The sequence below is a fragment of the Burkholderia sp. Bp8998 genome, from assembly GCF_003854235.1.
In the GTDB taxonomy this organism is placed as follows: Bacteria; Pseudomonadota; Gammaproteobacteria; order Burkholderiales; family Burkholderiaceae; genus Burkholderia.
In genome coordinates, this window is the sequence record NZ_QTQF01000004.1 from 120,532 (window position 1) to 146,200 (window position 25,669).

A 25,669-nucleotide genomic window follows, 5' to 3' on the forward strand; every position below is an offset into this window, starting at 1 on the left:
CCGGGCTACGATCGGCTCGGCGCATGGACGGCAGGACAGCCGGGCTGCTGCGACGCGGCATTCTATCATCGATGGGTAATGACGGCTATTTGGCAAAAGGACAGCGGTTCCTGTCTGTTTGCGACTTGCGACAATTTGACGCGCATTGCGCCGCCGCAATATGAACCGGCGTGCGTTTTCACCATCGAAGACCGTACACTCGCGGGTTGCGCGGCGCCGCCTCCGCCGCAGATCCAGTCATTTCTCCCGTTTCCGGATTCATCGATGACGTTCCATACCGTGCCGTTGCCGTCTTCCCGCTGTCGTTCCACTTGCCGCCGCACCGCCGGCCGGCCGTTCCCGGGAGGGCGCGCGCGATGAGGATCGACAGCTTGTGGATCGGGCAGGTCGCGCTGGCGGCATTGATGGACGCGACGTTCGCGATGGCGGTCGGCTCGGCGCTGCTCAAGGCGTGGCTCGGCAAGGATGGCGCACGGCCGGTCGTCGCACCGTCGCATCCCGCCTGGCTGCGCGCGCAACATTCACTGGTCGCGGCGGCGCTGGCGCTCGTGCTCGCCGATCTCGGCTGGCTGGTGTACGAAGCCGCGTCGATGAGCGGCGCGGGGCTCGGCGGCGCGTTCGCCGCGATTCCCGTCATGCTCACGCAGACGCACGCGGGCTTCGCGTGGAGCGTCGCGTTCGCCGGCGCCGTGGTGCTTGCGATCGTCGCGCTGGCGAAGCCGGACGGCCCGCTCGCGCACGCGGTGCTGTGGCTCGCGGTGATCGTGGTCGCGGCCGGCAAGGCGTCGCTCGGTCATGCGGCCGACACGGGCGCGCTGTCCGCGGCGGTCGGCGTGCAGACGCTGCACCTGCTCGCCACCGCGGTGTGGGGCGGCCTCGTGCTCGCGGGCGGGCTCGCGGTGCTGCCGGTGCTCGGCGCGTCGGTCGCGCGCGGCGCGCTGATCCGGATCGGCCAGCACCTGTCGCGTACGTCGGTGATCGCGGTCGTCTTCGTGCTCGGCACGGGCGTGCTCAATGCGCTGCGCGGGCTCGGCGGCTCGCTCGCGCCGCTCGACGGCAGCACGTGGGGGCGCGTGCTGCTGCTCAAGCTGCTGCTGGTCGCGCTCGCGCTCGTGCTCGGCGGGCTGAACCGCTTCTCGGCGCTGCCGCGCCTGCGCCGTACCGCGTCGACCGAGGACGCGCACACGTTCCGCAACATCCTGCATCTCGAGGCGCTGACGATGATCGGCGTGTTCGTCGCGGCCGCCGTGCTGTCGTCCTGCGTGCCGGGGTTCGCGGCGCTCGGCTGACGGCGGGGCCGGCGCGGCGCGGTGCGGGGCAGGGCGCCCGCGCGCCGCGTATTGCGGATGCAAGAACGGCCGCCTGTCGGGCGGCCGTCTCGAAGACGATGCGCGGCATGCACGTCATCTCAGCACTGCATCACCACTCGGCGACGCTGCCGTCCGCGTGACGCCACACCGGGTTGCGCCAGCGGTGGCCCGTCTTCGCCATCTCGCGCACCTTCTCCTCATTGACGTCGATGCCGAGCCCCGGGCCCTGCGGGATCGCCACGAAGCCGTCCTCGTAGCGAAACACCTCGGGGTTGCGCAGGTAGTCGAGCAGGTCGTTGCCCTGGTTGTAGTGGATGCCGAGGCTCTGTTCCTGGATGAACGCGTTGTAGCTGACCGCATCGAGCTGCAGGCACGCGGCCAGCGCGATCGGGCCGAGCGGGCAATGCAGCGCGAGCGCGACGTCGTAGCTTTCCGCGAGCGTCGCGATCTTGCGGCATTCGGTGATGCCGCCCGCGTGCGACGCATCGGGCTGGATGATGTCGACGTAGCCGCCCGCGAGAATGTGCTTGAAGTCCCAGCGCGAGTAGAGCCGCTCGCCGAGCGCGATCGGCGTGTTGGTCTGGTTGACGATGTCGCGCAGCGCCTCGGCGTTCTCCGACAGCACCGGCTCCTCGATGAACATCAGCTTGTACGGATCGAGCTCCTTCGCGAGCACCTTCGCCATCGGCTTGTGCACGCGGCCGTGGAAGTCGACGCCGATCCCGACGTGCGGGCCGACCGCGTCGCGCACCGCCGCGACGTTCGCGATCACCTGCTCGACCTTGTCGTAGGTGTCGACGATCTGCAGCTCCTCGGAGCCGTTCATCTTCACGGCCTTGAAGCCGCGCTCGACCACCGCGCGCGCGTTGTTCGCGACGTCGCTCGGCCGGTCGCCGCCGATCCACGAATACACCTTGATGCGGTCGCGCACCTGGCCGCCGAGCAGCGCATGCACGGGCACGCCGTGATGCTTGCCCTTGATGTCCCACAACGCCTGGTCGACGCCCGCGATCGCGCTCATCATGATCGGGCCGCCGCGGTAGAAGCCGGCGCGGTACATCACCTGCCAGTGATCCTCGATCAGCAGCGGATCCTTGCCGACCAGATAGTCGGCGAGTTCGTGCACGGCGGCCTCGACCGTGTGCGCGCGACCCTCGACGACCGGTTCGCCCCAGCCGACGATCCCTTCGTCGGTTTCGATCTTGAGGAACAGCCAGCGCGGCGGGACGACGAAGGTTTCGAGGCGGGTGATTTTCATGTGGGGAGTCTCCAGGGTCGACCGGCGCGGACGTGCGGATGCCGCGCCGATCCAGTGCATGACGGTTATCCTAGCGTAGCCTGCCAAAAAATAGTATTAATAGCACTATTGCGCAGATAGTGGGCAGCCGCGGCGAGCCCGCCCAACGGAGAACGATCATTCAACGCGACCTGCATGGACAGACGGCCTTCCGGCTCGCGACGGCGATCCTGCGCGGCGACTATCCACCGGAATCACTGCTGCCGAGGGAACCCGACCTGATGGAGATGTACGGCGTGAGCCGCACGGTGATGCGCGAGGCGCTGCGCACGCTGACGTCGAAGGGGCTGGTCGAATCGCGGCCGAAGGTCGGCACGCGCGTGCGGCCGCGCCGCGCGTGGAACCTGCTCGACGCCGACTTGCTCGACTGGTATGCACGCGTCGCGCCGCCGCTCGCGTTCGCGCTGAAGCTGCAGGAGATGCGCGAGATGATCGAGCCGCACGCGGCGGCGCTGGCTGCGCGCGCACATACGCCCGAAGCGTTCGACGCAATCGACGGCGCGGCGCGCGCGATGGCCGCCGCGCGCAACGTCGACGAATGGGTACGCGCGGACCTGCGCTTTCACCTGAGCGTGCTGGAGGCCGGCGGCAACGAGCTGCTGGTGCCGCTCGGCGCGCTGATCGATCGCACGCTCGAGGCGCAACTGCACCTGAATGCGCGCCGGGCGGAAGTCTACAACGCGTCGCTCGCCGAACACGTGGCCGTCAGCGACGCGATCCGCGTGCGCGACGAGGACGGCGCGCGCCGCGCGATGGCGTCGCTGCTCGCGGTGACGCGCGCGCGGATCGAGATGTCGTGACGGGGAGGGTGGGCCGTCAGGGGTTCGCGCAGCCGCCCGGCTTCAGGACGCGCTGCGTCGACGCCGGATATTTCGCGAGCAGGCTCGCCGGCCGGCGCGGACGCACCACCAGTGTTCGCCGCCGCAGTTCGGGCAACGGCCCTTCAGCACGTCGTCGGCGCAGTTCGCGCAGAAAGGCTCGCCGCCGCCCCCGTACACTCGAATGTACAAATGCGCGCATCCGCCGAATCGGGCGGCAAGTCCTTGTCGCAGCATTCGCAGCCGGGGCGCAGTTCGAGCATGGCGGTTTTCCTCGTGATCGGAGCGAGTCGGGACGGGCGCCGCCGCACATTGCGCGCGACGCGGGTGCGCGCTACTGTACCTGCTTGAGTCGGCCCGGCCAACGGTGTCCCGCCGGGGCACCGTCGACGCGCACGGGCCGCCCCGGGAGACGACCATGCTCTATCGCGGAAGCTGTCACTGCGGCGACGTGAAGTTCGAGGCGGAAGGCGACCTGCAGGGCGTGATGGCCTGCAACTGCTCGATCTGCCGGCGCAAGGGCGCGCTGATGTGGTTCGTGCCGCGCGACCACATGACGCTTCTCACGCCCGACGACAATCTCGCCACCTACATGTTCAACAAGCACGTGATCCGGCATCGCTTCTGCAAGCGCTGCGGGATTCACACGTTCGGCGAGGGCACCCATCCGAACGGCACCGAGATGGCCGCAATCAACGTGCGATGCCTCGAGGATGTCGATTTCGACGCGCTGCCCGTCACGCACTACGACGGCCGCTCGCACTGAGCGGCGCGTCGTCGCGCAAGCGCACGGGCCGCCCTCAGGACGGCTCGGCCGGCGCGGCCTGCGGCGCCGGCGTTTCGGCCTGCGGCGCGGGACCCGCGGTGCGCGTGCCGGCCTCGGCCGGGCGCTCGATCAGCGGCGCGAGCGCCGGCGCCATCGACTTCAGCAACTGCACGGCCATCGCGCTCGTGAAGTCGTAGCGCGCCGCGTACGGTTCGTGCGCGGTCGCCGTCAGCACGCCGAAGAAACGATCGCCGAGCACGAACACGAACGTGCCGCTGCGATTGACCTTGCGCGACTCGATCAGCCGCGCGCCGCGCGCGTAGACATTGAAGCGCTGGTCGCCTGTCCCGGTCTTGCCGTATACCTGGAGCGTCTTGCCGTCGGGCAGCGTGAAGCCGCCCGCCAGGCGCCGCCCGGTGCCGTTCAGCACGACGTCGCGCAGCAGCGTGTGTGCCACGTTGACGATCTCCGGCGACAGCAGCGGCTGCGGCTGCGCGGTCGCGCGCACGAAGCGCGTTTCGTACGGCGTGCCCTTCGCGAAGTCGAGCCGCGTGATCGTCTCGGTCGGCGCCTTCTGGCCGCCGGTCGCGATCAGGCCGATCAGTTTCGCGAGCGCGTCGGGCTGGTCGCCCGATGCGCCGATCGCGGCCGCATACGACGGCGTGACTTCCTCGAACGGGTAGCCGAGCGCGCGCCACGCCTTCGTGATTTCCGCGTATGCGCGCAGCTCGACCATGCGGCGGATGCGCCGGTCCTGGGTGCCGTGGTAGCGCGTCTTGTACAGCCACGAGTACGTGTAGAAGCGCGCGTCCCGGCTGTCGCGCCGGACGTCGGCGAGCGACGCGCTCGGGTGTGCGCGCAGGTAGTTGAGCGTCCACAGCGCGAGCGGGTGGACGCTCGCGATATAGCCGCGATCGTTGAGGTTGAACCGGTCGATCGCGTACTTCGCGTAGAGCGCGGCGAGATCGTCGTCCGACAGCGTCGCGGCCGGCGTGCCCTTCAGTTGCGCGCGCATCTGCGCTTCGAACCACGCGAGCGATTCGTTCGGCGCGACACTGCGCAGCACCGTCGCGATCTTCGGCGGCGACTTGCGCACGTCCTGCAGCATCAGCGCGAGCGCGTCGTCGGGCGCCTTGCCCGCATAGCGCGTGTAGTAGCGCTTCAGGTAGACCTGGCTTTCGCCGTCGACGAACTGCTCGAGGTAATGCTTGCGCTGCGCCGGATCGCCGAGCCACGACGACGACGGTCCGGCCGCCTTCAGCATCTCGTAGTGGACGATGTCGCGCATCAGCCGCACGAACACCAGGTTGACCGAATGCTCGAACGCCGTGTGCAGCGTCAGGATGCGGCCGTTGTCCGACTTCTCGAAGTTCGAGAACACCTGCGCGCCGCCGCCCGTGTAGAACACGTCGGGGCTCGCCGAGTACTTGCGTTCGACCGACGCGTCGAGCATCGCCTGCAGCGAGCGGTCGCGCGTGTGCGACAGGTAGTCGAGCGCCCAGTGCGACAGCCCGTCGATCGGGTCGGGCTTCACCTGCGCGAGTTGTGCGTTCGACAAGTTGCCGTAGCGCGCATGCAGCTCGGAGACGATCTGGAGGTAGGTGATCAGCGTGCGCAGCTTCGCGGTCGAGCCGAGGTTGATGCGGCCGCCGCGGTTTACGTCGAACGGCTGGTTCACGCTGTCGGTCTGCACGCGCAGCATGTTCGCACCGTTGCGATGCTCATACAGCGTGAAGCTGTACGTGAGGTGCGACGGGTCGTCCTTCGGCGCGAGCATCTCGAATCCGTACAGGCCGGCGGCCTGTGCGCCGTCGCGGGTCGACGCCGTCGCGAGCCGTTCGGCGACCGCCTGCTGCACACCGTTGTCGAGCGTACTGGTGGCTTCCAGGTCGAGCTGGTCGAGCTGGTACACGTCGCTGATCCCGAGTGCCGACAGCAGCGACGCGCGCGCGGACGACACAGCCTTGCGCGACACGAACGACTGCACGTGCGCGGCGGTCGGCGGCGCGCTGCGCTCGATCTGCGCGGCGAGCGCCGCATCGCGCAGCGCGGGCGAGATCACGCCGCCGTTCGACAGGAGCCGCAGGTAGCTGTCGGTCAGTTTCTGCAGCGCCGGATAGCCGCGATTCAGGAAGTACGACGGCGCGCGCTGCGCGATGATCAGCGACAGCACCTCGCGGAACGTCTTGCCCTGTTCGTCGACGTTGTCGCCGGTCGTCGGCGCGGACAGGATGCGATTCACGTCGTTGAAGTCGCGGCCGTACCACGCGGCGAGACCGTCGCCGATGCCGGTGATTTCACCGACATGCGGCCGCGCGGCGAGCGGCACCGAGTTCAGGTAGCGCACGACGATCGAGCGGCGCGCGAGCATCGTCTGCGGGCCGTTCATGTACGCGAGGATCGACGCGGATGCGATCTGCCGCAACTTCTCCGGCGGCGTCGCGGTGCGGCCGTCGGGCGAATGGCGGAACTTCTCGATCTGCGTCGCTAGCGTGCTGCCGCCCGGGCGTGCCTGGTGGCGGTTGACGACGTGCAGCGCCTGGTCGGCGAGCGCGCGGCCGAAGCGCCCCCAGTCGATCGCCGGGTTGCGGTTCGGCTGGTTCGCGTCGAGCAGGTAGCGATCCTCGATGAACAGCAGCGAATCGGCGACCACGCGCGGCACGGTGTCGAAGTCGGCGTACACGCGCTGCGGGAACACGGTCGCGAACAGCGGCGAGCCGGTCGAGTCGAACAGCATCAGCCCGGCCTGGTCTTTCTCTTCGTAAGGCAGGAACAGGCCGCGATCGGCGAGCGACAGCATCCGTTCCGAATCGCGCGCCTGCTTGCCGACGACGAAGCCGCGCGCGAGCAGACGCTGCTGGAACGCGGGAATCATCGAGTAGCCGAGGCGCTGGTCGTACGGCCCGTTGGCGGGAAAGCGAATGTGATCGCTTGCGCCCGCCTCGATGGTGTAGCCGACGTCGCGGGTGAGCTCGGACAGATAGTGCGCCTGCAGGCGCGACGTTGCGATCTCGGTCATCACGAGTCGCGCCATGATCGCGATTGCGATCACCAGCGCGGCCAGCAAGGACCACTTGATCCACGTCCAGACCGATGCACTACCGGTCACGCGCGGCAGGATACGATTCAGCGGCCGATTCATGGCGGCGTCTCCCTGAAGGCGCGGGCTCCGGCCGCACCTCTCATTAAGGATTAGTGTAGTCCTCCGCAGCGGGCTGCCAAGGGCGTTCACTACCGAGATGCGCCGACGCAACGCACGTGCCCGCGATGCGCGATCACTGGCGTTGCGTTCGGGACGCAAGCGCCGCCGTGACGCATCGTTTGCGCGTTTTGCGCGCATGCGTCCGCGTGCCCGGCAGCGCCGGCGGGTCGGCCCCGGCGAGCGGCCAGGCCGTCGATGCACCGGCCTTGTGCGTTGTGATATCGTGGCAAATCGGGTCTGATCCCGTTCGGGAAATAATGGCTGGCGCATGACCGCGCTACAAGTCTGGGCAATAGCCGGCTGCACTGGTTGCAGGCACGATCACCGGATGTGCGGCGCATGTTCGCTTTCGTAGGGGGTTCCATGTCGATCCATCCCGTCGCGCTCGTCTGCACGGCGATCCTCGGTTTGCTGCTGTTCGGGCTCGGTCTCGTCGTTTCAGTAACGCGCTTCCGGCACACCACCGGTTCCGGGTGTGTGTCCGATCCGGCCAACGGGTTGCACAAGATCGTGCGCGCGCACGGCAACACGGCCGAATACACGCCGTTTCTCGCGGTGCTGTTTCTCTATTTCGGCGCACACGATCCGTCGCGCGCGATCGTATCGTTGATCGTCGCGGCAACCGCATGCCGCTGTCTGCTCGTGATCGGATTGCTCGCGTGGCCGACGATGGCCAGGCCGAATCCCGTGCGTTTCATCGGCGCGCTCGGCACGTATCTGTGCGGCGCCGCGCTATGCGTCGCGCTGTTCGTCTGAGCGGACGTCGCGAATGCCGCGGTGACCGACGCGCATTCGACGATTCGCCGCGGCGCCGGTGATATCCTCGCGAAACGCCCGCGACCGACGGGCGGATACCGACTGCCCGCAAGCGGCCCGACGCCGTGCCGCGCGGCGTTTCCGAGGGAGAGCCGAACCATGAGCCGCAAATTCATTCTGAAGGGCGACACGACCGACCATGGCGGCGTCGTGCTCGACGGGATCGCCAATTCGTCGTTCGACGGCCGCGAGCTCGCCTATCTCGGCGCGCCGGTGTTCTGCGCCGCGTGCAAGACCCAGGGCGTGATCGTGTCCGACGGCGGCGAGCGGACGATGACCGTGATGGGCAAGGTCGTCGCGCTCGAACACGACCGGTGCCAGTGCCTGTGCACGCCGCAGCCGAAGCTGATCCCGTCGCAGGGCACGGGCACCATCTCGGGCTGAAGCCCGTCGTCAGACGCTGCCTTCAGTCTCGATCACGAGGATGCGCGCTTCACCGAGCGGGTGCGCGACGTGTTCGGTGCCGATCGTCGCGTGGAATACGTCTCCCGTTTCGAGCACCGTCGCGTGCTCGATGCCCGCTTCGCGGTAGCGCATCTCGACACGGCCGTCGAGCACCGCGAATACTTCCTCGCCGTCGTTCACGTGCCACCGGTACGGCTGATCGGTCCAGTGCAGGCGGACCGTGATGCCGTTCAGGTTCGCGATGTCCAGCGCGCCCCACGGGCGCTGCGCGGTGAATGCGGGGCTGCGGATGATGTTCATCGTCAGGTTCGTGAGTGCGAATACCGTGGAAGGCGGGCGTGCGGCGTGGTCGTGTTCCATGCGTGCGTGCCCGCCGGTTTCCGTGCGCCGGACTCAGCGCGACATCGCGCGCAAGGCCGCGTCGATCGTCTGCCTGCGCTTTTCGAGCCCTGCCGCCGAGCGCTCGGTCACGCGCTTCAGCACCGACGCCGGCGCGGTATCCGGCGAACCCGCTTCGAACGGCGGTGCCGGTGCGTATTCGAGCTGCAGCTGAATCGACTGCGCCTCTTCGTCGCCGACAAGTTCGGCGGCGATCGTCAATGCGAAGTCGATGCCGGCCGTCACGCCGCCGCCGGTGATCAGGTTGCCGTCGCGCACCACGCGCTCACGCACCGGCACCGCACCGAGCGGTTCGAGCAGCGAATGAAACGCCCAGTGCGTCGTCGCGCGGCGTCCGCGCAGCAGGCCGGCCACGCCGAGCAGCAGCGCGCCGGTGCAAACCGACGTCACGTAGCGCGCGGCGGCCGCGCGCCGCTGCACGAACGCGATCGTGTCGCCATCGAGCAGCAGGTCGTTGATGCCGATCCCGCCCGGCACGCAGATCACGTCGAGCGGCGGGCAGTCGTCGAACGTGCAGGTCGGCGCGAGCACGAGGCCGCTGCTCGATACGACGGCGTCGCGCGATTTCCAGACCAGATGGACAGCCGCGTCGGGCAGCGACGCGAGCACGTCGTGCGGGCCGGTGAGATCGAGCTGCTGGACGCCCGGAAACACGAGAAGGCCGATATGCAGGGTCATGCGAACACTCCGAAGGGAAGGGGATGCGCCGCGGCCGGCGCACGATGGACAGATCGATTCTAGGCGCGTAGTGTTTGGCGAAATTGCCAGATCACCCACGTTTTCAGCCAATCGCCATGCCTGCCGTTCCGCGCTCGATCCTGGTCCTCGCGTTCCCCCGTGCGCAGTTGCTCGACGTGACCGGGCCGCTGCAAGTGTTCGCATCCGTCAACGAGCTCGCGCAGGAGCGCGGCCAGCCCGCACCGTACGCGCCGCGCGTCGTCGCCGCCGAGGCCGGGCCGATCGAGACGTCGTCCGGCCTCGTCGTGATGGCCGATTCGCTGCGCCCGGCCGGGCGGCCCGATACGGTGATCGTGGCCGGCGGCAAGGGCGTGCATGCCGCGTCGCAGGATGCGCGGACGGTGCGCTGGGTCCGGCAGCAGGCGCAGCGCGCGCGACGTGTCGCGTCGGTCTGCACCGGCGCGTTCCTGCTTGCCGAGGCCGGCTTGCTCGACGGGCGGCGCGCGGTCACGCACTGGGCGCGCTGCGACGAATTCGCGGCGCGCTACCCGAACGTGCGCGTCGAGCCCGATCCGATCTTCATCCGCGAAGGCGCGCTGTGGACGTCGGCCGGCGTGACGGCCGGCATCGATCTCGCGCTCGCGCTCGTCGAGGAGGATCTCGGGCGGGCGGTCGCGCTCGACGCCGCGCGCGAGCTTGTCGTGTTCCTGAAGCGGCCGGGCGGGCAGGCGCAGTTCAGCGCGATGCTGTCGATGCAGCGCACCGACGATCGCTTCGGCGAACTGCATGCATGGATCGCCGAGCACCTGACGGCCGACCTGTCGGTGCCTGCGCTCGCCGAGCGCGTCAGCATGAGCGAGCGCAGCTTCGTGCGCCACTACCGCGCGGGCACCGGCCGCACGCCCGCACGCGCGGTCGAACAGATTCGCGTCGAGGCCGCGCAGCGCTTGCTCGGCGAAACCGCGTGGCCGGTCAAGCGGATCGCCACGCGGTGCGGTTTCGGTTCGGAAGAGACGCTGCGGCGCAGTTTCGTGCGCGTGCTCGGCGTGTCGCCGCAGGGTTATCGCGAGCGGTTCGTGCGGTAACGCGCCGGTGCGCGGTGAGCGAGCCGCGCGTGGCAACCGGGGACGGTGCCGCCGTCGTCCGGAACTGCACGAATCCTGATCACTTTCCAGTCCGAAGCGCCGCAACTATTCAGAAGTGGAGAACAATGGGCGGGGGCTTGTGCCGCGCGCGTTGCGCGCTCTATTCTGTTCCGTTGGCGATTCGAAGGGGGCGCAGCATGGACCGCATCCAGGCAATGGAAGTTTTCACCCGCGTGGTCGACGCGAACAGCTTTACGCGCGCGGCCGACACGCTCGCGATGCCGCGCGCATCGGTGACGACCATCATCCAGAATCTCGAGGCGCTGCTCGGCGTGCGCCTGATGCACCGGACGACGCGCCGGCTGTCGCTGACGCCGGAGGGCGCCGCGTACTACGAACATTGCATGAAGATCATCTCGGAGATCGCGGAAGCCGACGCGAGTTTCCAGACCGGCAACCGCAAGCCGAGCGGCGTGCTGCGCGTCCACATGCCGAGTTCGCTCGGGCGGCGTGTCGTGCTGCCGGCGCTGTCGATCTTCCGGCAGCGCTATCCGGACATCACGCTCGACCTCGGCCTGTCGGACCGTTACGTGGATCCGGTCGAGGAGGGCATCGACTGCATGATCCGGGTCGGGCCGCTCGAGGACTCGTCGATGGTCGCGCGGCGGATCGGGATGCTCAAGCGCGTGACCTGCGCGTCGCCCGACTATCTGGCGCGTCACGGCGAGCCGCAGGAGATCGCCGGCCTGGCCGACCATCATGCGGTGAATTTCCGTGCGAGCCACGGCGCGCGGGCGATTCCGTGGGTGTTCATGATCGAGGGCAAGCCGGTCGAGGTGCGAATGAACGGCAGTGTCACCGTCAACGATTCGGATGCGTACGTGACGTGTGGGCTCGAAGGGTTCGGAATGATCCAGCCGACGTTGTTCATGGTGCTGCCGAACCTGCGCGACGGCTCGCTCGTCGAGGTGCTGCCCGACTGCAATCCGAAGCCCAAGCCGATCTCGATCGTGTATCCGCACAATCGGCATCTGTCGCAGAAGGTGCGCGTGTTCGCGGACTGGATCGCGGAGCTGTTCGAGTCGACGCCGGCGCTGGAGGGCGGGGAGAACTGGCGCGGGAAGGTGCGTGCGGAGGCGCCCGACGCGCAGCGTGGGGCAGTGGTGGCGTAGCAGCGGAGCGCGCGTGGCCTGAAGGACGCGCGACACCGCGTGCGCCGGATGAAGCAATGAAAAAAGCCGCTGATCCTTGCGGAACAGCGGCTTTTCGCATTTGGTGGCGAATCAGGGACTCGAACCCCGGACCTGCGGATTATGATTCCGTCGCTCTAACCGACTGAGCTAATTCGCCGAAGACTTGAATTATGCTGATATGCCCCCGGACTGTCAACACCTTTTTTCGTCTTCCCTGAAAAAAGTTGCCGGCCCGGGTTGCGGGCGGGTTCCCGCCCGCGTCCGACCTCAATCCTGCGCGTAGATGTTCGAGTCCTTCGTCTCCTTGACGAACAGCAGCCCGATCACGAACGTCGCCAGCGCGATCACGATCGGATACCACAGCCCCGAGTAGATGTTGCCCTTCGCCGCGACGATCGCGAACGCGGTCGCCGGCAGGAAGCCGCCGAACCAGCCGTTGCCGATGTGATAGGGCAGCGACATCGACGTGTAGCGGATCCGCGTCGGGAACATCTCGACCAGCATCGCGGCGATCGGGCCGTAGACCATCGTCACGTAGATCACGAGGATCGTCAGGATCACGATCGTCATCGGCCAGTTGAGTTGCGCCGGGTCGGCCTTCGCCGGGTAGCCGGCCGCCTTCAGCGTCGACGCGAGCGTCTTGTCGAACGCCGCGCCCTGCGCCTTCGCATCGGCCGCCTTGCCGTCATAGGCCGGGATCACCGTGTCGCCCACCTTGATCTCGGCGGTCGCGCCTGCCGGCGCCGCGACGTTCTCGTAGTTCAGACCGGCCTTCGCAAGCGCGCTCTTCGCGATGTCGCACGAGTTCGTGAACTTCGACGTGCCCACCGGGTTGAACTGGAACGAGCAACCGGCCGGGTCGGCGACGACCGTGATCGGCGCCTTCTGCGTCGCGATCTCGAGCTGCGGGTTCGCGTAGTGCGTGAGCGCCTTGAACAGCGGGAAGTAGGTGAGCGCCGCGATCAGGCAGCCGGCGAGAATGATCGGCTTGCGGCCGATCTTGTCCGACAGCGAGCCGAAGAACAGGAAGAACGGCGTGCCGATCAGGAGGGCGATCGCGATCAGGATGTTCGCGCTGGCACCGTCGACCTTCAGCGTCTGCGTGAGGAAGAACAGCGCGTAGAACTGGCCCGTGTACCATACGACGGCCTGGCCGGCGGTCAGGCCGACGAGCGCGAGGATTACGATCTTCAGGTTCTTCCACTGGCCGAACGCTTCGGTCAGCGGCGCCTTCGACGTCTTGCCTTCCGCCTTGATGCGCAGGAACACCGGCGATTCGTTCAGCTGCATCCGGATCCACACCGACACCGCGAGCAGCAGGATCGACGCGACGAACGGCACGCGCCAGCCCCAGCTGCCGAACGCTTCCTCGCCGATGAAGGTGCGCACGCCGAGGATCACGAGCAGCGACAGGAACAGGCCGAGGGTCGCGGTCGTCTGGATCCACGCGGTGTAGAAGCCGCGACGGTTCGCCGGCGCATGCTCGGCAACGTAGGTCGCCGCGCCGCCATACTCGCCGCCGAGCGCGAGGCCCTGCAGCAGCCGCATCGCGATGAAGATCACGGGCGCCGCGATGCCGATCGACGCGTAACCGGGCAGGAAGCCGACCACGAAGGTCGAGATGCCCATGATCACGATCGTCACGAGGAACGTGTGCTTGCGGCCGACGAGGTCGCCGAGCCGGCCGAACACGATCGCGCCGAACGGCCGCACGGCGAAGCCGGCCGCGAAGCCGAGCAGCGTGAAGATGAATGCGGCGGTCGGATTGACTCCGGAGAAGAAGCTCTTGCTGATGTAGGCCGCGAGTGACCCGGCCAGGTAAAAGTCGTACCACTCGAACACGGTGCCTAGCGACGACGCGAAGATCACCTTCTTCTCTTCGCCCGTCATCGGCGCGTGCGAAATTTGCCCGCCTAACGTTGCCATGAATCGTCTCCAAGTCCCTTGATATAAATGTGCGGCCGCCTTGGGAGGGCGGGCCTGTCGACGATTATTGGCAGGGAAACTTACGGCGCACTGACTCGCGCGGACAAAACGACTGCGCGTTAACCCGCGCCGAATCGGTCGTTTCGCGCGCCGATCGTGTCGCAAACGGCCGGTAAAGCGCCGGTTTCGACGCGATCGCGGCCTGCTGTGCAGGATCGGCGCCGGCGCGTGTCAGGATTGATCCGGGGCGGTTTCCGACAGCGGCAGGCTGATGCGCACGAGCGTGCCGGCGAGGCGCGGCGCCTGCTGATAGACATGATCGTCGAGCGTCAGCGTGCCGCCGTGCTGCGCGGCAATTTCGCGCACGATCGCGAGCCCGAGGCCGCTGCCGTCGCCTTCGCGGCCGAGGATCCGGTAGAAGCGCTCGACCACGCGGTCGCGTTCGGCGGCCGGGATGCCGGGCCCGGTGTCCTCGACTTCGAGATGCACGCGCCGCGCCGCACGCTCGGCCCGCACGCGCACGGTGATGCGGCCGCCTTCGGGCGTGTAGCGGATCGCGTTGTCGACCAGGTTGCCGAGCATCTCGCGCAGCATCACGGGATTGCCGTCGACGTCGAGCGGCGCGTCGTCCTCCGGGCCTTCGTAGCCGAGGTCCATTCGCTTCGCGAGCGCGGCCTGCACCCAGTCGCGCACCGTGCGGCGCGCCAGTGCGGCAATCTCGACCGGCTCGAACGTCAGCCCGCTCGCGCGGTTCTCGGCGCGTGCGAGCGCGAGCAGTTGCGTGACGAGCCGCGCGGCCTGCTCGGAGCTCGTCGCGATCTGCTCGAGCGAACGCTGCACGTCGGGCGGCACGGGGTGACGCAACGCGAACTCGGCCTGCGTGCGCAGCCCCGCGAGCGGCGTCTTCATCTGGTGCGCGGCGTCGGCGATGAAGCGCTTCTGCAGCGCCATGTTCTGTTCGAGGCGCGCGAGCAGGTCGTTGAACGACGTGACGAGCGGCTCGATCTCGGGCGGTGCGCGCTGCGCCTCGACGGGCGACAGGTCGTCGGGCCGCCGCGCGCGGATGTGCGCCTGCAGCGCGTTGAGCGGCGCGAGCCCGCGCGAAAGCCCGAACCACACGAGCAGGATCGCGAGCGGCAGGATCACGAACTGCGGCAGGATCACGCCCTTGATGATGTCGTTCGCGAGCGCGTTGCGCTTGTCGAGCGTCTCGCCGACCTGCACGAGCACGGGCTGCGTGCCGCTCGACTCCGGCAGCGCGACGGTTGTATACGCGACGCGCACGTCGTTGCCGCGCAGCAGGTCGTCGCGGAACACGACGACGCCCGGCGGCGGGCGGTCCTCGTCGCGCGGCAGCGGCATGTCGGCCTCGCCCGCGACCAGCTCGCCGCGGGTGCCGAGCACCTGGAAGTAAACACTGTCGATGTTGTCCGCGCGCAGGAAGTCGCGCGTCTGCTGCGGCAGCGTCAGCTCGGCGACGCCGTTGACCGGATGGATCTGCCGCGCGAGCACGTACGCATTCGTCTCGAGCGCGCGGTCGAACGGGCCGTTCGCGATCGTCTTCGCGACGAGATAGGTGACGGCGATGCTCATCGGCCACAGCAGCAGGAGCGGCGCGAGCATCCAGTCGAGGATTTCGCCGAACAGCGAGCGCGGGCGCGCGGCCTCGGGCGTGTCGGTTTCGTCGGGCGGCGCGAACGGGTTCTCGTAGCGCGCGTCGCGCGCGGCGTCGGCGGCGGACGGTTGCTCGCCGGTCGGATGGCGGGGATGGGCCGGCGTGGCCATCGCGGCGACGGCCGGTTTCAGCGCAGCGGCGTGCCGGCCGCCGCGGGCTGGGGCGCGGCGGAGTCGGCCGGCGCCGCGGGCGCGACTTTCTCGAGGCAGTAGCCGAGGCCGCGCACGGTGGAAATCCGCACGCCGCTCGGCTCGATCTTCTTGCGCAGCCGGTGCACGTACACTTCGATCGCGTTGTTGCTGACTTCCTCGCCCCATTCGCACAGATGGTCGACGAGCTGCTCCTTCGACACGAGCCGGCCGATGCGCTGCAGCAGCACTTCGAGCAGCCCGAGCTCGCGCGCGGACAGATCGAGCACGCGCTCGTTCGCATACGCGATGCGGCCGACCTGGTCGAACGCGAGCGAGCCGTGGCGCACGACGGTCGGGCCGCCGCCCGCGCCGCGCCGGGTCAGCGCGCGCACGCGCGCCTCGAGCTCGTTGAGCGCGAACGGCTTGGCCATGTAGTCGTCCGCGCCGAGGTCGAGCCCCTTCACGCGCTCGTCGACGCTGTCGGCGGCGGTCAGGATCAGCACGGGGAGGTTGGAATTGCGCGCGCGCAGGCGCTTCAGCACGTCGAGCCCGGACATCTTGGGCAGCCCGAGATCGAGGATCAGCAGGTCGAAGGTCTGCATCGACAGCGCGGTATCGGCCTCGACGCCGCTCTTCACGTGGTCGACCGCATAGCCCGATTGGCGGAGTGACCGGGTGAGGCCGTCCGCGAGTATGCTGTCGTCTTCGGCGATGAGAATTCGCATGTTGCTGACCGGTGGCCGGCGGGGCGTTCACGCCGGCGCGGCTGTCTCCGAAGTTATCCGTGTACAACGCAGCCTGCATTGCGGGCTTGCATAAAACACTGTTTTTTTATACAGTGTCTGCATTCGTGGGCGGCGCTTGAAAGCGGGCACGCCTCTGACAGACGCTGCTCATCATAGCAAAGGACGATTCATGGAAGATAGCAAGAAGGGCTCCGGGATGACCGCCGAGAAGAGCAAGGCGCTGGCGGCCGCACTCGCGCAGATCGAGAAGCAGTTCGGCAAAGGGTCGATCATGCGGATGGGCGACGGCGAAGCGGCCGAGGACATCCAGGTCGTCTCCACGGGCTCGCTGGGTCTCGATATCGCGCTCGGCGTCGGCGGCCTGCCGCGTGGCCGGGTGGTCGAGATCTACGGTCCGGAATCGTCGGGTAAAACCACGCTCACACTGCAGGTCATCGCCGAACTGCAGAAGCTGGGCGGCACGGCAGCCTTCATCGACGCCGAGCACGCGCTCGACGTTCAATATGCAGCGAAGCTCGGCGTGAACGTGCCGGAGCTGCTGATCTCGCAGCCGGACACTGGCGAGCAGGCACTCGAAATCACCGACGCGCTGGTGCGCTCGGGCTCGATCGACATGATCGTCATCGACTCCGTCGCGGCGCTGGTGCCGAAGGCCGAAATCGAAGGCGAGATGGGCGATTCGCTGCCGGGCCTGCAGGCTCGCCTGATGTCGCAGGCGCTGCGCAAGCTGACGGGCACGATCAAGCGCACGAACTGCCTCGTGATCTTCATCAACCAGATCCGGATGAAGATCGGCGTGATGTTCGGCAACCCGGAAACCACGACGGGCGGCAACGCGCTCAAGTTCTACTCGTCGGTGCGTCTGGATATCCGCCGGATCGGCTCGATCAAGAAGAACGACGAGGTGATCGGCAACGAAACCCGCGTGAAGGTCGTCAAGAACAAGGTGTCGCCGCCGTTCCGCGAAGCGATCTTCGACATCCTGTACGGCGAAGGCATTTCGCGTCAGGGCGAGATCATCGATCTCGGCGTGCAGGCGAAGATCGTCGACAAGGCGGGTGCCTGGTACAGCTACAACGGCGAGAAGATCGGTCAGGGCAAGGACAACGCGCGTGAATTCCTGCGCGAGAATCCGGAAATCGCGCGCGAGATCGAGAACCGCATTCGCGAATCGCTCGGCGTTGCCGCCATGCCGGATGGCGCCGGCCACGACGAAGCCGAGGCGATGGACGAAGAAGAGTGATGGTCGGGCGCCGAGGTCAGGCTGGCGGGCCGGAAGAGAGCGACGCGCCCGAAGCGGCGGGTCGCTCCGGCCGGCGGGCAGCACCCTCAGGCGCCAGCCGGCGGCCCGCAGGCAGCGATGCCGCGAGCCGCACCGCGACGAGGGCATCTGACGATGCCCTCGTTTCGTTTGAGATCACCGCACCGGACGATCCGTTCGACGACGACGAATCGTTCGATGCCCATGACCGGTCGCGCCGTCGCGTGTCCGGTGTCGGCTTCCCGGGCGAGCGTGCAGCCGATGCGGCGTCGGTCAAGGAAGATGTGTATACGCGCAGCAGCCAGCATCCGCGTCGCACGCGCCGTGCGTCCGGCGGTTCAGGCAGCGCTGCTGCCGGCGACGAATCCGGCGCCACCGAGCGCAAGTCGTCGAAACCGCCGCGTTCGCTGAAGGGCCGCGCACTCGGCTATCTGTCACGGCGCGAATACAGCCGTGCCGAACTCGCGCGCAAGCTCGCACCGTACGTCGGCGAGGACGAATCGATCGAGCCGGTGCTCGATGCGCTGGAACAGGAAGGCTGGCTGTCCGACGCACGCTTTGCCGAGAGCCTCGTGCATCGCCGCGCATCGCGCGTCGGCGTCGCGCGCATCGTCAGCGAACTGAAGCGCCATGCGGTCGGCGACAGTCTCGTCGAGGAGGTGAATGCGCAATTGCGCGAGACCGAGTGGACGCGCGCGCAGGCCGTCTGGCGCAAGAAATTCGGTGCACTGCCGCAAACGCCCGCCGAGCGTGCGAAGCAGGCGCGCTTCCTTGCCGCGCGCGGCTTCTCGAGTGCAACCATCGTGAAGTTGCTGAAGGTCGGCGACGATTTCCCGATCGACGATTGAGCGGTTCGGTCGCGCGCGCTGCGCGCGATCTTGCTGCAATGCAACCGTTTCCGGACAGGCGGGAATACCCGCCGTCGCGGCCGGATGCCTCAAATACCCGATATGCTAAAATCCACGGGTTTTCCTCTTCGGCCTCAACCTCCAGCATGCCGCTATCCGAGCCCGTGCCCCGTCAGTTGCGACATCGACGCGCAATCCGAGCGGAAGCCTACGAGCGCGACGACGGCTTGTGGGACATCGAAGCCTGCCTGACCGACCACAAGCCGCGCGATGTCGCGCTTGCGTCGGGCATCCGGCCCCAGGGCCTGCCGATCCACGAACTCTGGCTGCGCGTGACTATCGATCGTGACCTCAATGTCGTCGACGCCGAAGCGTCCTCGGAATGGGTTCCCTATCCCGGTCACTGTCAATCCGCTCCTCCCGCCTATCGGGCCCTCATCGGGCTCAATCTCTTCCGCAATTTCCGCCGCAACGCGAACCGGCTGCTCGCCGGCGTCGCAGGCTGTTCCCATCTCACCGAACTGTGCGCCGTGCTGCCGACGGCAGCGATCCAGGCGTTCGCCGGTGACGTGTGGAACGTGCGCGAGGAGGGCGGCGAAGGGCCGGACCATGGCGGCGAGCACGTCGAGCCGCCTTTCCAGCTCGGCCGCTGCCGCGCATTGCGGTTCGACGGCGAGGTCGTGCGGCAGTACTACCCGCGCTGGTATGGCGCGAGTCGGCCGGACGTGCCCGGCGAGGGCAGCACGAAGGAATGAACGGAAATCATTCGAAGAAGCGTCTTAAGCGACATTTCATCCAACTCTCAGACTGAAGGGAATCACGCATGAAGATTCACGAGTACCAGGGTAAGGAAATCCTGCGGAAATTCGGCGTCGCGGTACCGCGCGGCAAGCCGGCGTTCTCGGTTGACGAGGCCGTCAAGGTGGCAGAAGAGCTCGGCGGCCCGGTTTGGGTCGTGAAGGCTCAGATTCACGCAGGTGGCCGCGGCAAGGGCGGCGGCGTGAAGGTGGCGAAGTCGATCGAGCAGGTTCGCGAATACGCGAACCAGATCCTCGGCATGCAGCTCGTCACGCACCAGACCGGTCCGGAAGGCCAGAAGGTCAACCGCCTGATGATCGAAGAAGGCGCCGATATCAAGCAGGAACTGTATGTCAGCCTCGTCGTCGATCGCATCTCGCAGAAGATCGTGCTGATGGGTTCGAGCGAAGGCGGCATGGACATCGAAGAAGTCGCCGAAAAGCACCCGGAACTGATCCACAAGGTCATCGTCGAGCCGTCGACGGGCCTGCTCGACGCGCAGGCAGACGACCTCGCCGCGAAGATCGGCGTGCCGGCTGCTTCGATTCCGCAAGCACGCGCGATCCTGCAAGGCCTGTACAAGGCGTTCTGGGAAACCGACGCATCGCTGGCTGAAATCAACCCGCTGAACGTTTCCGGCGACGGCAAGGTCATCGCACTCGACGCGAAGTTCAACTTCGACTCGAACGCGCTGTTCCGCCACCCGGAAATCGTCGCGTACCGCGATCTGGACGAAGAAGATCCGGCTGAAATCGAAGCGTCGAAGTTCGACCTCGCGTACATCTCGCTCGACGGCAACATCGGCTGTCTCGTGAACGGCGCAGGCCTGGCAATGGCGACGATGGACACGATCAAGCTGTTCGGCGGCGAGCCGGCGAACTTCCTGGACGTCGGCGGTGGCGCGACCACCGAGAAGGTCACGGAAGCGTTCAAGCTGATGCTGAAGAACCCGGATCTGAAGGCGATCCTCGTGAACATCTTCGGCGGCATCATGCGCTGCGACGTGATCGCGGAAGGCGTGATCGCCGGTTCGAAGGCCGTGAACCTGAACGTGCCGCTCGTCGTGCGCATGAAGGGCACGAACGAGGACCTCGGCAAGAAGATGCTGGCCGATTCGGGCCTGCCGATCATCTCGGCGGACAGCATGGAAGAAGCTGCGCAGAAGGTCGTCGCGGCTGCCGCAGGCAAGTAAGCGCGCGCTAATGAACACGCATGGCGGCGCGGTTCATACGCGACGCCAATCGAACAGAGGTCAAAATACATGTCGATTCTGATCAACAAGGACACGAAGGTCATCACGCAGGGCATTACCGGCAAAACCGGTCAGTTCCATACGCGCGCCTGCCGTGAGTACGCAAACGGCCGCGAAGCATTCGTCGCGGGCGTGAACCCGAAGAAGGCCGGCGAAGATTTCGAAGGCATTCCGATCTACGCAAGCGTCAAGGAAGCGAAGGAAGAAACCGGCGCGACCGTGTCGGTCATCTACGTTCCGCCGGCAGGCGCGGCGGCTGCGATCTGGGAAGCGGTCGAAGCCGATCTGGATCTCGCGATCTGTATCACGGAAGGCATCCCCGTGCGCGACATGATCGAAGTGAAGGACCGCATGCGCCGCGAAGGCCGCAAGACGCTGCTGCTCGGGCCGAACTGCCCGGGCACGATCACGCCGGACGAGCTGAAGATCGGCATCATGCCGGGTCACATCCATCGCAAGGGCCGCATCGGCGTCGTGTCGCGTTCGGGCACGCTGACGTATGAAGCCGTGGCGCAGTTGACGGCACTCGGCCTCGGCCAGTCGTCGGCAGTCGGTATCGGCGGCGACCCGATCAACGGCCTGAAGCACATCGACGTGATGAAGATGTTCAACGACGATCCGGATACGGATGCGGTCGTGATGATCGGCGAAATCGGCGGTCCGGACGAAGCCAATGCAGCCGAGTGGATCAAGGACAACATGAAGAAGCCGGTGGTCGGCTTCATCGCTGGCGTCACGGCGCCCCCGGGCAAGCGCATGGGCCACGCCGGCGCGCTGATCTCGGGCGGTGCGGATACGGCCGAAGCGAAGCTGGAAATCATGGAAGCGTGTGGCATCACCGTCACGCGCAACCCGTCGGAAATGGGCCGTCTGCTGAAGAAGGCGCTGTAATTTTCGCGTGGTTCGTCCTGCAAAAAACGCCGGCTCTGCCGGCGTTTTTTGTTATGCTCGCGCAATGAATTTGTAAGCACCGGGCATGCGCGATGCATGTGCCGGCGATGAACCGGGTCGCCTGTCGGACAGTCGTTGCCCCGCACCTCCATATCCACTCATGCTTGAATTCCTGACGTCGCTGCACTGGGGCGCCGTGTTCCAGATCGTCATCATCGACATCCTGCTCGGCGGCGACAACGCGGTCGTGATCGCGCTCGCGTGCCGCAACCTGCCGGCCAACCAGCGGCTGCGCGGCGTCGTGTGGGGCACGGCCGGCGCGATCCTGCTGCGCGTCGCGCTGATCGCGTTCGCGGTCGTGCTGCTCGACGTGCCGTTCCTGAAGTTCGGCGGCGGCCTGCTGCTGCTGTGGATCGGCATCAAGCTGATGGCGCCGGACGCCGATGCGCACGATAACGTGAAGCCGGCCGACCGGCTGTGGGACGCGGTGAAGACGATCGTGATCGCCGACGCCGTGATGAGCCTCGACAACGTGATCGCGATCGCCGGCGCGGCCGAGCAGGCCGATCCGTCGCACCGGCTGGCGCTGGTGATCTTCGGGCTGGTCGTCAGCGTGCCGATCATCGTGTGGGGCAGCACGCTGGTGCTGAAGCTGCTCGACCGGTTCCCGATCGTCGTCGCGCTCGGCGCCGGGCTGCTGGGCTGGATCGCCGGCGGGCTGATGGTGCACGACCCGGTCGGCGACCGCTGGCCGGTGCTCGATACGTCGGCCGCGATCTACGGCGCGAGCATTGCCGGTGCGGTGTTCGTCGTCGCCGCCGGTTACGCGCTGCGCCGCCGCCGCGGCGTCCCGCACGCGCATTGACGTTGGCCGTCCGGCCGACTGCCGGGACCGCGGCCCGCTGGCTACGATCGAAACGCCTGCCTGATTCGGCAGGCGTTTTTCGTTTCCGGAGCCCGTCATGTTCGAAGCCTTTTCCGTTTCCCTGTTCCGTCGCCTCGCCGCCGATCTGCGGCGCGCGCGCCGGCCGGTGCCGCGCTGGCGGCCGGCCGGCTTCACGCTGATCGAGCTGATGATCGTGCTCGCGATCGTCGGCGTGATCGCGGCCTATGCGATTCCCGCGTACCAGGATTACCTCGCGCGCTCGCGCGTCGGCGAGGGGCTCGCGCTCGCGTCGTCCGCGCGGCTCGCGGTTGCCGACAACGCCGCGAGCGGCGCGAGCCTCGACGGCGGCTACAGCCCGCCGGCCGCCACCCGCAACGTCGAATCCGTCGTCATCGACGGCGACACGGGCCAGATCACGGTGGCGTTCAGCGCCCGCGTCGCCGCAGCCGGTACGAACACGCTCGTTCTGGTGCCGTCCGCGCCGGACAACGCGGACACGCCGACCGCACGCGTGCCGCTGAAACAGGGCGCGATGCAGGCCGGTGCGATCACATGGGAGTGCTTTGCCGCCGGCAAGGCAGCGTCGTCGCTCCCGGCGCCGGGCGCGGGTCCGCTGCCGGCGGAGGCTGCGACGTTGCCCGCGAAATATGCGCCGGCGGAATGCCGCGCGTAGTGTCGGGGGCAGGCCGGCGAGCGCGGGGCCGCGTGTGCGGCACGGCGCCCGCCGTGCCGGCCGGTCCCGCCGGTCCCGCCGGTCCCGCCGCATCGGGTGACGGTGCGACGGGACCGCACAGAGCGGGGAAAGTTTTGTATAGTGCGCCGGTTGCTGACATCCGGTTCGCTCATGCCTTCTACTTTTTCCCGTTCGTTGCCGCTCGTTGCGCTGGCTGTCGCCCTGATCGTGCCGTACTCGATCACGAATCACACGTATCCGATCCCGACCTTCTATTCCGAGTTCGCCGCGCTGGTGCTGTATCTGCTGGTGGGGCTCTCCGTCGTCCTGCTCGCCCGCACGGGCCGCCCGGCCGAGCCGTTCGCCGCGCCGGCCGCGTTCGTCGCGCCGCTCGGGTTCGCGGCGGTGCTGATCGCGCAGGTCGCGCTGATGCCGCTGAAGGTGCCGTCGATGAACTGGCTGGCGGTCGGCTATCTGGCCGCCGCGCTGGTCGCGATGCAGGCCGGCTACACGCTCGCGCGCGAGGGGCTCGCCGAAGCCGCCACGCAAATGATGGCCGGCGCGTTGATCCTTGGCGGCTTGCTCGCGGTCGCGAGCCAGATCGTGCAGTTGTTCCATTTCGAATCCGCGGTGTCGCCGTTCGTCGTGATGTACAACATCGCGGTCGATCGCCGTCCGTACGGCAACATGGCGCAGGCGAACCACCTGGCGACCTACATCGCGTTCGCGCTCGCGGGCGCGCTGTATCTGGCGCAGACGCGCCGGCTCGCGGCATGGGCGTGGCTTGTGTTGTCGATCGTGCTGTCCGTCGGGCTCGCGCTGACGGTGTCGCGCGGCCCGTGGCTGCAGGTCGCGGTGCTGGTCGTCGCGGGCTTCTGGATGGCATGGCTCGAGTCGCGTCGCGCGCCGGGCAACCGCCGCGCATGGCTGATGCCGGTCGCGCTCGCGGTGGCCTTCGTCGCGGTGAACGTCGCGGTGCGCTGGGCCAACGTGCACTTCCATCTGGGGCTCGCCGAGTCGGCGGCCGACCGGATGCGCGACGCGGGGCAGATCGCGCCGCGCCTCGCGCTGTGGAAGTACGGGCTCGCGATGTTCCGCGAGCATCCGTTGCTCGGCGTCGGCTGGGGCGAATTCCCGTCGCACCAGTTCGCGCTCGTGCGCATGCTCGGCGGTGTCGAGATCGCGAACAACTCGCACGACATCTTCATCGACCTGCTCGCGAAGTCCGGCCTCGTCGGCCTCGGCGTGCTCGTCATTGCGCTCGTGACGTGGTTCGTGCGCGCGGTGCGCGCGCCGCAGTCGAGCACGCGTGTGTTCGGCCTCGCGCTGATCGGCATCCTGCTGATGCATGCGCTCGTCGAATATCCGCAGCAGTACATGTTCTTCCTGCTGCCGGCGATGTTCGTGATCGGCCTGCTCGACGTGAAGCCGCTGCGCATCCTGCCGGGCCGCGCGGCATTCGGGCTGTTCGCGGTGCTGTCGGTCGGCGGTGTGCTGGCGGCGGTGCCCGTGCTGCGCGACTACCAGCGCGCGGAAGTGCTGTATTACGGCAGCGATCCGGCCGCGCAGTACCGCGCTGCGCCGTCGCTGCTGTTCGGCGCGTGGGGCGATTACGGGGCGGCGACGCTGCTGACGATCTCGCCGGACAACCTGCCGCTCAAGCTCGTCGCCCACGAGCGCGCGATCGCGCTGCTGCCCGGCGAGACGGTGCTGCGCCGCTATGCGGCGCTGCAGGCGCTGGCCGGCCGCGAAGCCGACGCACTCGATACGGTCGCGCGCCTGCATGTGTTTGCAAAGGAGTTGAAGGACTGGCCGCAGCAATTGGCGTCGCTGTACAAGCTGTGCGACCAACAGCCGGCGCTGAAGGCGTTCAAGGCTGCGGTCGTCGCGAAGTACGGGGAGGTCCCGGCCGACGCGGCCGACGACGAATCGGACGACGATTCGGAGTGACGCCGCACGGCGCCGGGCGGGGAATCCCGGCGCTGGCCGGATTGCGGTGAGGCAGGGGAGCGATGGCGGGCCGGGACGGTGCGGCGATTGCTTCCCGCGGGGAATGGATGCCTGCCGAATCCGCCGCGATTCGCGTCAACCATTGTCAAATCGCCGCCACGCGCGAGGTGGCGCGTGCACAATGCGCGAACAGTACTGAAGAACGATATTCGACCATGGCCCTTCGCTCGACCATCCTGATCCTGCCTGCCATCGCCGTGCTGTTGTCCGGCTGCGCGATGCTGTCGTCGTCGCAGGAAAGCAAGCTGACCTGCCACATTCCGCGTGCCGTCTATCCGGATAGCGCGAAGCCGCTCACACGTCCCGTCACCGTGCTCGTGCGCGCGTTGATGACGACCTCGGGCGAAGCGCAGAACGTCACCGTGACGACGAGCAGCCGCAACGCGGCGGCCGACCGCGCGGCCGTCGATGCGATGACGCATGCGACTTGCGCGCAGACCGGCGCGACCGCGAATCCGTTCCTGCTCACGCAGCCATTCGTGTTCGAGCCGCGACGCGCAGAATGACGGGCGGCCGGCGCGGCCGGTCATGCCGTGTCGCGCCCGCCACTTGCCGTCGTCTCCTCTCCGGCGCCGCCGTGCCGCTACGGCGTGCGGCCGAGGT

At 67.7% G+C, this 25,669-nt stretch carries 23 protein-coding genes, 1 tRNA gene and 1 pseudogene; 16 read left to right on the forward strand and 9 right to left on the reverse strand.

The genetic code is table 11. From position 1 onward, the window contains the following. Nucleotides 1–356 precede the first annotated feature (356 nt). Nucleotides 357–1,289 (forward strand): CopD family protein, encoded by a 933-nt coding sequence (locus DIE06_RS06895; RefSeq protein WP_124660752.1) that lies wholly within the window; start codon nt 357–359, stop codon nt 1,287–1,289. 130 nt (nt 1,290–1,419) lie between these two features. On the opposite strand, the gene dgoD is transcribed toward DIE06_RS06895, so the two are convergent. Continuing rightward, nucleotides 1,420–2,568 (reverse strand): galactonate dehydratase, encoded by a 1,149-nt coding sequence (dgoD, locus tag DIE06_RS06900; protein WP_124660753.1) that lies wholly within the window; start codon nt 2,566–2,568, stop codon nt 1,420–1,422. A gap of 155 nt (nt 2,569–2,723) precedes the next feature. Between dgoD and DIE06_RS06905 the strand changes: the two genes are divergently transcribed. Beyond that, the gene (locus tag DIE06_RS06905; RefSeq protein ID WP_124660859.1) at nt 2,724–3,407 is read left to right on the forward strand and encodes a FadR/GntR family transcriptional regulator; all 684 of its coding nucleotides are present in this window, start codon (nt 2,724–2,726) and stop codon (nt 3,405–3,407) included. 16 nt (nt 3,408–3,423) lie between these two features. On the opposite strand, the pseudogene DIE06_RS06910 reads toward DIE06_RS06905, so the two are convergent. Next, nucleotides 3,424–3,688, reverse strand: a pseudogene (locus DIE06_RS06910) (DUF1272 domain-containing protein). Between the two features lie 155 nt (nt 3,689–3,843). Here DIE06_RS06910 and DIE06_RS06915 point away from each other — a divergent pair. After that, nucleotides 3,844–4,191: a GFA family protein gene (locus DIE06_RS06915; RefSeq protein WP_124660754.1), complete on the forward strand. Its 348-nt coding sequence runs from the start codon at nt 3,844–3,846 to the stop codon at nt 4,189–4,191. 34 nt (nt 4,192–4,225) lie between these two features. Here DIE06_RS06915 and DIE06_RS06920 read toward each other — a convergent pair whose 3' ends face one another. After that, a complete protein-coding gene (locus DIE06_RS06920; RefSeq protein WP_124660755.1) occupies nt 4,226–7,333 on the reverse strand; it encodes a transglycosylase domain-containing protein in 3,108 nt (1,035 codons plus the stop codon). 423 nt (nt 7,334–7,756) lie between these two features. Between DIE06_RS06920 and DIE06_RS06925 the strand changes: the two genes are divergently transcribed. Continuing rightward, nucleotides 7,757–8,149, forward strand: a complete 393-nt coding sequence (locus tag DIE06_RS06925) for an MAPEG family protein (protein ID WP_124660756.1) — start codon at nt 7,757–7,759, stop codon at nt 8,147–8,149. Between the two features lie 159 nt (nt 8,150–8,308). Further along, a complete protein-coding gene (locus DIE06_RS06930) occupies nt 8,309–8,593 on the forward strand; it encodes a PAAR domain-containing protein (protein ID WP_124660757.1) in 285 nt (94 codons plus the stop codon). Between the two features lie 9 nt (nt 8,594–8,602). Here DIE06_RS06930 and DIE06_RS06935 read toward each other — a convergent pair whose 3' ends face one another. Both DIE06_RS06935 and DIE06_RS06940 read right to left on the reverse strand, forming a co-directional pair. Continuing rightward, complete coding sequence (locus tag DIE06_RS06935) at nt 8,603–8,914, reverse strand: cupin domain-containing protein (protein WP_124660860.1); 312 nt, start codon at nt 8,912–8,914, stop codon at nt 8,603–8,605. A 93-nt stretch (nt 8,915–9,007) separates the two neighbouring features. Continuing rightward, nucleotides 9,008–9,691: a DJ-1/PfpI family protein gene (locus tag DIE06_RS06940; RefSeq protein WP_124660758.1), complete on the reverse strand. Its 684-nt coding sequence runs from the start codon at nt 9,689–9,691 to the stop codon at nt 9,008–9,010. A 116-nt stretch (nt 9,692–9,807) separates the two neighbouring features. Between DIE06_RS06940 and DIE06_RS06945 the strand changes: the two genes are divergently transcribed. Then, nucleotides 9,808–10,776, forward strand: coding sequence for a GlxA family transcriptional regulator (locus tag DIE06_RS06945; protein ID WP_124660759.1), 969 nt, complete (start codon nt 9,808–9,810; stop codon nt 10,774–10,776). Between the two features lie 197 nt (nt 10,777–10,973). Beyond that, nucleotides 10,974–11,948 carry a LysR family transcriptional regulator gene (locus DIE06_RS06950; RefSeq protein ID WP_124660760.1) on the forward strand — a complete coding sequence of 325 codons (975 nt, stop codon included), beginning with the start codon at nt 10,974–10,976 and terminating at the stop codon, nt 11,946–11,948. A 101-nt stretch (nt 11,949–12,049) separates the two neighbouring features. Here the strand turns inward: DIE06_RS06950 and DIE06_RS06955 are convergent. From DIE06_RS06955 to DIE06_RS06970, 4 genes are all read right to left on the reverse strand, one after another. Beyond that, a tRNA-Met gene (locus tag DIE06_RS06955) sits at nt 12,050–12,126 on the reverse strand. A 110-nt stretch (nt 12,127–12,236) separates the two neighbouring features. Beyond that, nucleotides 12,237–13,895 (reverse strand): MFS transporter, encoded by a 1,659-nt coding sequence (locus DIE06_RS06960; RefSeq protein WP_124660761.1) that lies wholly within the window; start codon nt 13,893–13,895, stop codon nt 12,237–12,239. A gap of 231 nt (nt 13,896–14,126) precedes the next feature. Further along, on the reverse strand, nt 14,127–15,680 hold the full coding sequence (locus DIE06_RS06965; protein ID WP_124660762.1) for a sensor histidine kinase: 1,554 nt from the start codon (nt 15,678–15,680) through the stop codon (nt 14,127–14,129). A 17-nt stretch (nt 15,681–15,697) separates the two neighbouring features. After that, nucleotides 15,698–16,426, reverse strand: coding sequence for a response regulator transcription factor (locus DIE06_RS06970; protein ID WP_124660763.1), 729 nt, complete (start codon nt 16,424–16,426; stop codon nt 15,698–15,700). 190 nt (nt 16,427–16,616) lie between these two features. Here DIE06_RS06970 and recA point away from each other — a divergent pair, with 190 nt between their 5' ends. The 9 genes from recA (at nt 16,617) to DIE06_RS07015 (ending at nt 25,572) form a co-directional block, all read left to right on the forward strand. Next, nucleotides 16,617–17,690, forward strand: coding sequence for a recombinase RecA (gene recA / locus DIE06_RS06975; protein ID WP_059523447.1), 1,074 nt, complete (start codon nt 16,617–16,619; stop codon nt 17,688–17,690). Beyond that, nucleotides 17,690–18,556 carry a recombination regulator RecX gene (gene recX, locus DIE06_RS06980; protein ID WP_124660764.1) on the forward strand — a complete coding sequence of 289 codons (867 nt, stop codon included), beginning with the start codon at nt 17,690–17,692 and terminating at the stop codon, nt 18,554–18,556. Before recA ends, recX begins: the two co-directional genes overlap by 1 nt. 146 nt (nt 18,557–18,702) lie before the next feature. Next, a complete protein-coding gene (locus DIE06_RS06985; RefSeq protein ID WP_124660765.1) occupies nt 18,703–19,311 on the forward strand; it encodes a DUF2889 domain-containing protein in 609 nt (202 codons plus the stop codon). A 68-nt stretch (nt 19,312–19,379) separates the two neighbouring features. Next, the gene (gene sucC, locus DIE06_RS06990) at nt 19,380–20,546 is read left to right on the forward strand and encodes an ADP-forming succinate--CoA ligase subunit beta (RefSeq protein ID WP_006755512.1); all 1,167 of its coding nucleotides are present in this window, start codon (nt 19,380–19,382) and stop codon (nt 20,544–20,546) included. A 69-nt stretch (nt 20,547–20,615) separates the two neighbouring features. Continuing rightward, nucleotides 20,616–21,497, forward strand: a complete 882-nt coding sequence (sucD, locus tag DIE06_RS06995) for a succinate--CoA ligase subunit alpha (RefSeq protein WP_072442724.1) — start codon at nt 20,616–20,618, stop codon at nt 21,495–21,497. Nucleotides 21,498–21,657: 160 nt separating this feature from the next. Continuing rightward, nucleotides 21,658–22,362, forward strand: a complete 705-nt coding sequence (locus tag DIE06_RS07000; RefSeq protein WP_124660766.1) for a TerC family protein — start codon at nt 21,658–21,660, stop codon at nt 22,360–22,362. A 97-nt stretch (nt 22,363–22,459) separates the two neighbouring features. Then, on the forward strand, nt 22,460–23,056 hold the full coding sequence (locus tag DIE06_RS07005) for a pilin (protein ID WP_124660767.1): 597 nt from the start codon (nt 22,460–22,462) through the stop codon (nt 23,054–23,056). Nucleotides 23,057–23,227: 171 nt separating this feature from the next. Then, nucleotides 23,228–25,006 (forward strand): Wzy polymerase domain-containing protein, encoded by a 1,779-nt coding sequence (locus tag DIE06_RS07010; protein WP_124660768.1) that lies wholly within the window; start codon nt 23,228–23,230, stop codon nt 25,004–25,006. A 215-nt stretch (nt 25,007–25,221) separates the two neighbouring features. After that, a complete protein-coding gene (locus DIE06_RS07015) occupies nt 25,222–25,572 on the forward strand; it encodes a TonB family protein (RefSeq protein ID WP_124660769.1) in 351 nt (116 codons plus the stop codon). Nucleotides 25,573–25,669 lie beyond the last annotated feature (97 nt).